The organism is Microvirga tunisiensis (assembly GCF_009296175.1).
GTDB lineage: Bacteria > Pseudomonadota > Alphaproteobacteria > Rhizobiales > Beijerinckiaceae > Microvirga > Microvirga tunisiensis.
Genome location: NZ_VOSK01000245.1, coordinates 1 through 9,606, shown reverse-complemented (window position 1 = coordinate 9,606; position 9,606 = coordinate 1). Strand labels below are relative to the sequence as shown.

The window sequence follows — 9,606 nt, the reverse complement described above, 5'->3', positions numbered from 1 at the left end:
GGTCATCGACCGCATCATCGTTCACGACGGCAGCTTGGAGATCCGTCATGTCATTCCCTTGCGCAGCCCTCCGCCGGGACGTGAGAGCACTGCTGACCCAGTTGCTCGATTGCGTTCGGATCGTATGAACGAATCGAAACTGGTTCGCGGGCATAGCTGCCTCCTGTCGCATATGTTTATTCGACCCCTTCCGCAGAGAAGAGTTGGAAAAAGCGATTGGATGGGTTGCCCTCACTGCGTGAGATTCCAGTCAATTTAGCGGGAGTGGAGTTCAGAGTTTCGCATCACCTCGCGAACCTAGAACTAAGGTTATAGAATCCGTTGATCGTTCGAACATAAACCCTTAAAAGGTATATTAGACATGTGATAAAGAATACATTCAGGAATATGGATTATATCCTGCGATACTTTTCTAAAAGCTGTGCAAAAGCTACCAAGCGTTAAGGATATTCTGAACAAATGCTACCCAAGATTGACCACTTATGATGCACTCGAAATATAATCTATTTGTATCTACTGCGCGGAACCTCTCAATTCTGACGAAGAGTACTTGTTCGGACCCACATCTGCCCGCGTTACGTTAGCCGGTTCAGTGACATGGCTGATGCCATGCAGATACTCCACCGAACAAGATCGGATGAGTCGGGTAAACCAGAGGATTGCCATGGCTGTGTTAAATTCATCAGTCGCTTATCAGTCGGATGAAACAGCTCAGGACATTATCCTGGTCGTGGATGACGAATTGCTAGCCCGGGAATGCCTCATCGAGGCAATGAGGAGCATATTCTCTCAAACCATGCTCGTCGGCGCAGGTTCCGTAGCGGATCTTGCTCATCACCTTGGGATGGAAGTTGCCTTGGTGATCTTCAAGGTCAAATCACAGCCTGTCCCGCACGAGAGAATGGCTCACGACATCAGGACCATTGCAGAACATTTCCCTCAGGCACCCGTCATCGTCATTGCAAGTTGCGATGATCCTGCCGACATAGAGATCGCGATTGCGTCTGGCGCGCAGGGCGTCATCCCAATTACGGCTTCGCTCAAGATCGCCGTCGCCGCCGTGCAACTCGTCATGGCAGGCGGCAATTATTTTCCCCGTCAGATGAACGAAGGTTCTCAGTCTCGCGAGGGAATGGTTAGGAACCCGTCTTTTGCAGGGTTCCATGGTGCGCTATCGCTCTCCCCGAAACGGTTGCAACAATCACGGGACCTATCCGGGGACAATGCCATAAACGGGCAAGCAGAAATCGGCCTTATGTCTACTCTTACGGCCCGCGAGGCGGAGGTCCTGGCGGCCCTTCAGAAGGGGTATCCCAATAAATGGATTGCCCACCACCTCAATCTTTCGGAAAACACTGTGAAGGCTCACATTCGAAGAATCATGCGTAAGCTGCACGCCACCAATCGGACAGAAGCCGTCATTCTTTCCCAGCAGTTGAGATCTATCAACGGGGGCGGCTAGGCAGACCAATGCTCCGTCTCAATCCGCATGCTCTTAATCCTCTCTGAATGCACGATTAAAGCTGTCGAGAAGTGGCCTCAAGGCATAGAGAGCCACTGTGCTCCGTCCGGTCTTGATAAAAACCTGGACCGGCATGCCGGAAACCATATCAACTCCACTGGCTCGGACTAGCTGCGGGTCGTCGATGCGGATTCTTGCGGCATAATAAGGTTGATCCGTCCGCTTATCAGCCAAACGATCGGCTGAGACATAAATGACCGTACCTGAAATCACCGGAATGCGACGCTGGTTATAGGGCAGGAGGCGAATGTCAGCGCTGAGCCCAAGACGAGCCACGTCAATGTCCTCGGGCCTGAGCCGCGCAGTAATGATAAGCCGGTCATCCTTCGGGACGAGATCCATCAAGGGGGCTCCGGCGCCGACCACGCCTCCAGTCGTGTGGATTCTAAGGTCAGTGATCACGCCTTCCTCCGGTGCCTTCACGTCCGTCCGCGACAGCTGATGATCCACGGCCCGGATCTTTTCAAACAGAATAGCAATCTGGCTCTGCGTCTCCCTGAGAGATTGTGCGATCTCGTTCTGACGGTCGCTCTCGAGCTTGATGAGAGTCGCTTGCGCTTCGCTGATGACTTGGCGAGCGCGCGAGATCTGGGCCGCCACTTCGCCCTTACGCCCGTCGACTTCAACCATCTCCCGGTCGAGTGAGAGGAGACGCGGTCGGCGCTCAAGCCCTTTGTCAACGAGGGAGGCCACGGTAGCTCTCTCCTCGCGGATGATGCTTGCTCGCTTTGCTGCTGCCGCTCCCTCTGCTTGAAGTCCGACAATCTCTTCTTCGACCTGCGAGATACGCTGGCGGATAATGGCCGCCTGAGAATGAAGCACCTGCAGACGAGTTTGAAAGATTTTCTGCTGGCCAGCTATGATTGTTGCAACCGATGGACTATCTGCCTGAGCGGCTTCCATTTCACTGGGGATTGCGATCCCTTTCAGATCGTCCCTCTCGGCAATCAGGCGCACCTCTCGCGCTCTTGCATCCCAATACTGCTCGGACCAGCTCTGGCGCTCTGCGTAGGCTCTGGTCTGATCCAGCCTGACGAGAACTTGCCCGCCTTTTACGTTATCGCCATCCTTGACCAGAATCTCTTTGATAATTCCACCTTCCAGATGCTGAATAACTTTGCGACTGGATTCCGCCTCCACCAAGCCGGGCGCAATGGCGGCGCTCTCCAGAGGCGCAAAGGCGGCCCAGCCCCCGAGGATGCCGAGAAATCCAAAGAGGAGCATGTTCCCCGTCCTGATGACACCACGCATGCGCGGTATAGGAGTTGGTGGGACCAGAGGAGGTTGCCAGACTAGGGCTTGCGCGGGAAGGTCAGTGTCTTCGGGCATGAATCTGTCCCTTTGGCATTATGGCGCTCTTATCCTGTATGCTCCTATCTTGAGACTTTGATCTGGGGGCAGCGCAGATAACGCTCGAAGATGTCCTGGCTTCTGCCGAAAGCGCTAAGCATTCCGTCCTCCAGAATTGCAATCTTGTCCGTGACGGGCAGGATTCCCGTGCGGTGAGTAATCACGATGATCGTTGTTCCGACGGCTTTGAGGCTCTCGATAGCATTGAACAGGATCTGCTCGCCCTTGTGATCCAGATGCGCATTAGGCTCGTCGAGGACGACAAGTCGTGGGCGTCCGAAGCACGCTCGCGCAACCCCTAAGCGCTGGCGTTGTCCTAGAAGGAGGCGTGAGGCCGCCTCGCTCATCTCCGTGTCGTAAGCCCTGGGAAGGCGCATGATGATTTCGTGCATACCCGCCATCTGTGCAGCCTTGACGACCTCAGCCCGATCGGGATCGGTCAGGCAACTGATGGCCTCTGCGATGGAAGCCCCGACAAGCTCGATCTCCTGAGGCAAGTAGCCGACGCAAGATCCTCGTGCTGCTCGCCGCCATGTGGCCACTTGTATGGTATCGAGCGTGATGCAGCCGAGGGCCGGATTCGACAACCCGGCAATGAGATGCCCTAAAACTGACTTGCCTGAACCGGACGGCCCGATCAGGCCGAGGCATTCGCCGGGAAGGAGGCGCAAGGAAACGCTTTTCAAGACGAACGCATTACCCCCGGGAGGGCGATAGCTGACATCGGATACAGATAGATATCCAACGGGCTCAGGGAGCTTCAGTCTGTGCGGCTGCGTGGCCGGAGCAGTGACCAAAATCTCGTCGAGGCGCCTATAAGCGTCGCGCATGGAACTGATCATCCTCCAGCCGCCCGCGACCCCTTCGATGGGCGCTAGCCCTCTTCCGAAGAGAAGGCTCGAGGCAAAAATAATGCCTGGATTCCGCTGCTCTTCAAGCACCAGCCACGTCGCCGCTCCCATGATGAGAACTTGTGCCAGTGCCCTTGTCGGCCGCGCCAGAGCCTGAATCCGCTCTGTCCGACGTGTTGCCGCTTGGAACGCGGTCTTGGCCACTTCAGCGTCATTATAGACCTGTCGCATTGCTCCATTGACCATCCCGAAAGCCTGCATGATGTGGAAGTTGTTGAGCGCATGCCATAGGTGATTGACGCTCCTGGCTTGGGCGATTGCAGCCTGTGCAAGGGGCCTCCGGGTAGAAATCTCTCCTAAGAGTGCGAACCCGAATAGCAGAATTGCGCAGGCGGTGCCGATTCCGCCGAGAAGCGGATCGAGCAGGAAGAGGACGCTGAGGAAGAGCGGAGCCCAGAGCAGATCGAACAGCAGAATCGCAATCGGGGATTCGATGAACTGGCGCAATGTCCCGAGATCACGGTAGGCTTCGTTTGCTCGGCCAGAATTGGGCTGAGAGGCATATTCGAACGCTGCCAATAGAACGACGGGACGAAGCCGCTCGTCCAGCCAGGTAGCAACGCGCGTGAGCGCCGCGCGGCGCACGGTATCAAGGAGAGCGCCGGCAAGAACCGCCAGGCAGACGATCAAAGTCAGCATCGCCAAGGTGTCAACGCTTCGGCTTGAAAGAACCCGATCATAGACCTGGAGGAGATAAATTGACGGCGCCAGAAGAAGCAGGTTGAAGCCGCAGCTGTAAGCGAACACGAGAAGAAACGAACTCGTACACGCTGTCAGGGCGGCTTCTAGAGGAGTCTGCCGGATAGCTCTATCGACTGAGGTCATTGTAACAAATCACAACTCGCGCTTCACGTTCTCTGTGGGCTTGCTCGTTCGGGTATGCGCGGCACGAAGGGAAGGAATCCGGCGGGCGTGCCGCCGGATCCCAGAGACGAAAGCATTATGCGTGCGCGTCCGGATAATGATCGCTTCCGGTGTACTCACTCACCACATTGTGGACCTCAAATGATGTCGGATGAGTCAGGGCGAACACGACTGGCCCGCCATCGGCGCTGTTGCCGTGTCCGCCATCGCCGCCGACGCCGGCGACCTGATGAGCGCCTTGGTCGAAATACGCGAAGTTCTTCTGCAGGGCCGTTGTTGGAGCATTGAAATGTGCGGTGTTGCCACCGGTCTCAATATCCTGGTCGCCCTTGTTGCTGGCCCAGCCGCCCGTCCCTGTGCCGTGGCCTTTGCCACCGTCACCACCTTCACCATAGCCGCCATAGCCACCTTTACCGCCATCGCCGCCGTAGCCGCCGTAGCCGCCTTTGCCGCCATCGCCGCCTTTGCCGCCATCGCCACCGTCGCTGCCTTTAGCTCCGTAGGCTTCCTTGCCGCCTTTGCCGCCATAGCCACCCCCGCCGCTGTCGCCATCGCCGCCTTTGCCGCCGTCGCCGCCGTAGCCCCCCTTGCCACCATCACCACCATCACCACCATAGCCGCCTTTGCCGCCATAGCCTCCGGTGCCGTCGCCACCATAGCCGCCTTTGCCAATCCCTTTGCCATCGCCGCCGTCGGCATCCCATTTTGCGTAGGCGTCAACGGTATCGCCGACATCCGCCTTGATATGAGCGCCATAGGCATAATTGTCCGACTTGAAGACTGCCGTATCGTTGTCGTTCTGGTCTCCCCAATTCTTGCCGGCGCCGCCGTTGCCGGCTTCTCCGCCGCTAGTATCGATATGATCGAACTTGATCGTGTCGGACGCATCTAAACTCGGATACCATGATGGCATTGCTGCCTCCTTGTGATCGTTTGCCGAGAACAGCGAGATTCCGGAAGGGAATCACGCCACGGTGTGATTATGAAGTTGTTCGCCTATCGGTTGTAGTGATCACTTTGAATGCTCATACGTGACCTGAAAGTTTCATTGCACCTTCAAAGGTGGGGCACCCGATAGGATGAGAATGCACCCGAATTGCGCTCTCGGGTTTCCTGCTGAGTTAGGTCAGACTGAACAGGGTCATTATTGCGGGTCGGCAGATTTACTGCCCTAGTCGAGAGACAGACGATGTTGCTTCGGCGTGGAAGAGATGATGCATTCCGGCTGGGCGAAACGAGTTTTTCTCCGAGCGGCGTCAGCCCTCTCGGCAATCATGGCGCATCCTCAGCTGATGGGCCCGGCTCTACCTACCAGCACAGTGATCCTGACACGGGAGACAACATTCGGACGGGATATGACACCCGCAAGGGATATGATCTTACTCCCTGGCAGGCGGAGGTCCCAAACCATGCTTTTGAGAACATGGCCGATAACATTGGTACTCTGCCGACTGTCGGGGGATCTGCCGGAAGTGGTGGTCACGGGACATTCATCGGCGCAATGGTGGACTCCGACGTCGCCATCTATACCCCGCTCAACATCGCAATCAGCGCATATAGGGGGGAGGCGACAGCTACTCAGAGCAATGCTGTCGGTTTCAACCTTGATGCGGGCCAGATCGGCGGAGTAAGCGGGGGAGGCGGCTTCGGCAACGTTGCTGGAGGTGGAGGCACTGCTGCCATGGGGAACACAACCCACAGCCGCGAGGCGCCTGATAGCGGTCCTGCAGTCTTACATCCGGGGACGGCATCTTTCTTCGGAAGCGCCGGACATGCCGGTGATGGCGGGGACGGCATCTTTTTCGGCGCTATGTTGGATATGGACGTGGCGATCTATGCTCCTGTCAATATTGCAATCAGTTTTGGCGGCAGCGTAACGGCGACCCAGTATAATTCCGTCGTCTTCGACCAAGGAGCAAGTCAGGTTGCCGGAATTGGCGGCGGTGGCGGCGGCGATAACAAAGCCGTCGGAGGCTCAGGATTGTGGTCTCTCCTGCATGCAGACACTGTTCATACCGGTGGAGGCGCCTCCGGCAATGGAGGTGACGGCGTCTTCGTTGGCGTCATGAACGACAACGATCTCTCAGTTTACGCACCCATCAACATCGCCATTGGCGGATCGGCTATCAGTTCTGCAGGGCCTCTGGGAGAGTTGCACCCTCCCAGCGATTGGTTGAGCGACATGGTGGATGGTGGTGGCCGTGGCAGTATGGACCTGGGTTATGAAATAGCGATGCTGACCTATGATCTTGCCCATCTCACATAAATGTTCACTGACCTGCTCTAAATTGAAGCTCTATGGGTTCAGGCGGGATAAGATCTTGAGCCTTCGATGTTGCAAAGCGGAATCGCCCCCACTCTTTCACGCTGCAACATTCGTCTCTTTGAGAGGCCCAATCCGTGGGGATGTACTGCTGCGGCTAAAGCTCTCTTAATAAATTAATCATAGCGGAAGTAAAACGCAGGTCATTAGCACGGCACCGTAGACCGATGCTGCAGGCAAGTATCAGAATCGCCTGAGAAACGGTCAGGGCTGGGACCTTCGGGAGCACTGTCATGTTTCGTTGTGTAAGTGTACTTGTCCTTATAGGTCTTTGCTTCACTTTGGCAGGATGCTCCAATCAGACATCCGTTATGGCACCTGTCGTCAAGCGATCGAAAGATCACGTCCCTGACCATTCATCGCCACTCGAGAAGATCCCAACACTGAAAGTGGCGGACCAGACCCTCAAGAACACCGTCAGTGTCATCTCCGGCGAGGTAAACAGTACCTATTCGCGCACGCTCGATGGCCTATCCGAGATCTTGAGCCACAGTCAGATGCGCTTGCGCCCTATCGCCAGCCAGGGGCCTCTTCAAGATCTCCTGAGCCTCCTCCACCGCACCGATATCGACACTGCCATTGTGCAGGCAGATGCCCTTGAGGGACTAGAAGGCTATGCTCAAGCGGCGGCTCGCAAGCGGCTGCGCTATCTCTTTCAGGTTTCGAGCAAAGCAGTTCATATTCTGGCACCACGCGACATCACCCATATCCGCCAGCTTCAGGGCCGCAAGGTCAATATCGATCAGCCTGGGAGCGGAACCCACCTGACGGCCAGCGTGATGTTCGCAAAGATCGGAATCAAGCCAGAGTTCACGACGTACGATCAAGACACCGCATACCAACGCCTTCAGTCGGGTGAAATCCAAGCCTCGATACTGGTTGCATCACATCCTTCAACCGATGTTCTCGCGTTCCCCTCATCTGGTCGCTTTCATCTTCTTCCGATCGCTCTCGAAGATGGCGCGTCACATTATCGCGCGGGTCAATTTACAGCTGACGAATATCCTCATCTGATTGAAATGGGGCAACAGGTCGGCACTATAGAGGTCGGCCGCATTCTCGCGGTTAGAGGTTGGCCGGAGGGTAGCATCCGTTACCGGAAATTGAAGCGTTTAGCTGAAGTCATTGATACGTTCCTTGATGAATTGAAGCAGTCTGGCCAAGATTTCCAACAGGGCGATATCAATCTGCAGCCAGAGTCCGGTTGGCAGCGGTTCGAGCCAGCACAAACCCTACTCGATAAGAGGGCTCAGCAAGCCGATGAGCAGCGTGCATTCGAGAGGCTAATCGTGGCAAGCGGCGTCTGCTCCACACCAATTTCAACAGCATTAGGCGAGCGTCTTTACCAAGATTTCATTGGCTGGCAGAGAGCACGGGAGAAGATTACGCCCTCGCCGACCTCGGGTTCACAACTCGACTGAATGGCTGCAGGTTCAATAGCACTGTGATGTGCCAAAGACGTACATCCCAATGAGAGCTTCGATCTGAATTGTCTGCTATTGGCAGTGCGCCCCGAAGGCGCGGATCACCAGTGGAGGAAGATTCCACCCAGAGAGTTGTCGATTGATCTGGTAGCTGACGAGCGGTTTGGTCGGGCAACCGGTCGGGCCGGAGCCTCGTGACAAAGGTCGCTGGAAGGCGGCTGAGCAATCCGATGGGCCGTAACGTGAGTGAAGCCTGAGCAGGCTATGAGCGTGACAATGCGGATGCCGACCCTCCTGCCATGTGGGGAAGGCCGCGCGAGCGGGGAAGCAATCGACACATGCACCTGCTCGATCCGCCGGGGTAGTGGGCACGGCACGTCGGAAGGGTGATGCGGGTCATCGGGGGAGACCCGTCCTGCGCGAGGGTAGCGGCCTCAACGGTGTTGTCAGACGCCGGCCAGGGCGGGAGTCGGACAGGGTCATACGAGCGTTGAGGCTGGGTCATGCCGGCGGAGCAAAGGACCCTGACTTCTGGTGCGCTTTCGACGATGGTGAGGTGAGGGTGATTGACGATGAGTCTAGGAACACCTGAGAAGATCCGGATCCTTCAGAGAAAGCTCTCTTGCAAGGCGAAGGCGCAACCCGCTTTCCGCTTCTATGGGCTTCACGACAAGATCTGTCGCAACGACATCCTGCGTCACGCCTACGGGTTGGCCCGCGCCAATGCGGGTGCTTCAGGGGTGGACGGGATGAGCTTCGAGCAGATCGAGGCGCAAGGCCTGGAAGCCTGGCTGGTGGGGTTGCGCGAGGAACTGGTCTCGAAGACGTACCAGCCCGATCCGGTACGGCGGGTAACGATTCCAAAACCGGACGGCGGCGAGCGAGCGAGCGCTCGGCATTCCCACCATCCGGGATCGGGTCGTGCAAACCGCCGTCAAACTCGTGCTGGAGCCAATCTTCGAGGCCGACTTCGAGGACAATGCCTACGGCTATCGCCCTGCACGTGGGGCGGTGGATGCGGTCAAGGAAGTGCACCGGCTGATCTGCCGGGGCTACACCGATGTGGTTGATGCTGACCTGTCCCGCTACTTGGATCCCGCTTCATAATGCCCCCTGGTTCATGAGGTCTGCTCGAAGAGCCCCCGCTGATGGTCTATCACTTTGACGCGTAGACCTTTTTGTCTCCCTTTGGTGACGTGCACTGCTTCGATC

At 56.7% G+C, this 9,606-nt stretch carries 8 protein-coding genes; 4 read left to right on the top strand and 4 right to left on the bottom strand.

Annotated elements, in window-relative coordinates; genetic code table 11:
* Positions 1–664: 664 nt before the first annotated feature.
* Positions 665–1,462 (top strand): response regulator transcription factor, encoded by a 798-nt coding sequence (locus FS320_RS31980; RefSeq protein WP_244627535.1) that lies wholly within the window; start codon positions 665–667, stop codon positions 1,460–1,462.
* A gap of 33 nt (positions 1,463–1,495) precedes the next feature.
* Here the strand turns inward: FS320_RS31980 and FS320_RS31975 are convergent, their stop codons facing one another.
* The 3 genes from FS320_RS31975 to FS320_RS45400 form a co-directional block, all read right to left on the bottom strand.
* Positions 1,496–2,773, bottom strand: a complete 1,278-nt coding sequence (locus tag FS320_RS31975; RefSeq protein ID WP_244627534.1) for an HlyD family type I secretion periplasmic adaptor subunit — start codon at positions 2,771–2,773, stop codon at positions 1,496–1,498.
* Positions 2,774–2,895: 122 nt separating this feature from the next.
* Positions 2,896–4,608: a type I secretion system permease/ATPase gene (locus FS320_RS31970; protein ID WP_152716471.1), complete on the bottom strand. Its 1,713-nt coding sequence runs from the start codon at positions 4,606–4,608 to the stop codon at positions 2,896–2,898.
* A 115-nt stretch (positions 4,609–4,723) separates the two neighbouring features.
* The gene (locus FS320_RS45400) at positions 4,724–5,560 is read right to left on the bottom strand and encodes a hypothetical protein (protein ID WP_153885353.1); all 837 of its coding nucleotides are present in this window, start codon (positions 5,558–5,560) and stop codon (positions 4,724–4,726) included.
* A 510-nt stretch (positions 5,561–6,070) separates the two neighbouring features.
* Here FS320_RS45400 and FS320_RS31960 point away from each other — a divergent pair.
* Together FS320_RS31960 and FS320_RS31955 are read left to right on the top strand one after the other, a co-directional pair.
* Positions 6,071–6,913 (top strand): hypothetical protein, encoded by an 843-nt coding sequence (locus FS320_RS31960; RefSeq protein WP_152716470.1) that lies wholly within the window; start codon positions 6,071–6,073, stop codon positions 6,911–6,913.
* A 368-nt stretch (positions 6,914–7,281) separates the two neighbouring features.
* The gene (locus tag FS320_RS31955) at positions 7,282–8,391 is read left to right on the top strand and encodes a TAXI family TRAP transporter solute-binding subunit (protein WP_162003386.1); all 1,110 of its coding nucleotides are present in this window, start codon (positions 7,282–7,284) and stop codon (positions 8,389–8,391) included.
* 737 nt (positions 8,392–9,128) lie between these two features.
* Here the strand turns inward: FS320_RS31955 and FS320_RS48600 are convergent.
* Positions 9,129–9,293, bottom strand: coding sequence for a hypothetical protein (locus tag FS320_RS48600; protein ID WP_244627533.1), 165 nt, complete (start codon positions 9,291–9,293; stop codon positions 9,129–9,131).
* 22 nt (positions 9,294–9,315) lie between these two features.
* On the opposite strand from FS320_RS48600, the gene FS320_RS48595 reads away from it, so the two are divergent.
* Positions 9,316–9,501, top strand: a complete 186-nt coding sequence (locus FS320_RS48595) for a hypothetical protein (RefSeq protein WP_338105577.1) — start codon at positions 9,316–9,318, stop codon at positions 9,499–9,501.
* Positions 9,502–9,606: the final 105 nt, after the last annotated feature.

Excerpts from the sequence above, each read along its gene's own strand:
- FS320_RS31975 (WP_244627534.1), bottom strand. The coding sequence starts at position 2,773 with ATGCGTGGTGTCATCAGGACGGGGAACATGCTCCTCTTTGGATTTCTC.
- FS320_RS31970 (WP_152716471.1), bottom strand. The coding sequence starts at position 4,608 with ATGACCTCAGTCGATAGAGCTATCCGGCAGACTCCTCTAGAAGCCGCC.
- FS320_RS31980 (WP_244627535.1), top strand. The coding sequence starts at position 665 with ATGGCTGTGTTAAATTCATCAGTCGCTTATCAGTCGGATGAAACAGCT.
- FS320_RS31955 (WP_162003386.1), top strand. The coding sequence starts at position 7,282 with ATGGCACCTGTCGTCAAGCGATCGAAAGATCACGTCCCTGACCATTCA.
- FS320_RS45400 (WP_153885353.1), bottom strand. The coding sequence starts at position 5,560 with ATGCCATCATGGTATCCGAGTTTAGATGCGTCCGACACGATCAAGTTC.
- FS320_RS31960 (WP_152716470.1), top strand. The coding sequence starts at position 6,071 with ATGGCCGATAACATTGGTACTCTGCCGACTGTCGGGGGATCTGCCGGA.
- FS320_RS48600 (WP_244627533.1), bottom strand. The coding sequence starts at position 9,293 with ATGCCGAGCGCTCGCTCGCTCGCCGCCGTCCGGTTTTGGAATCGTTAC.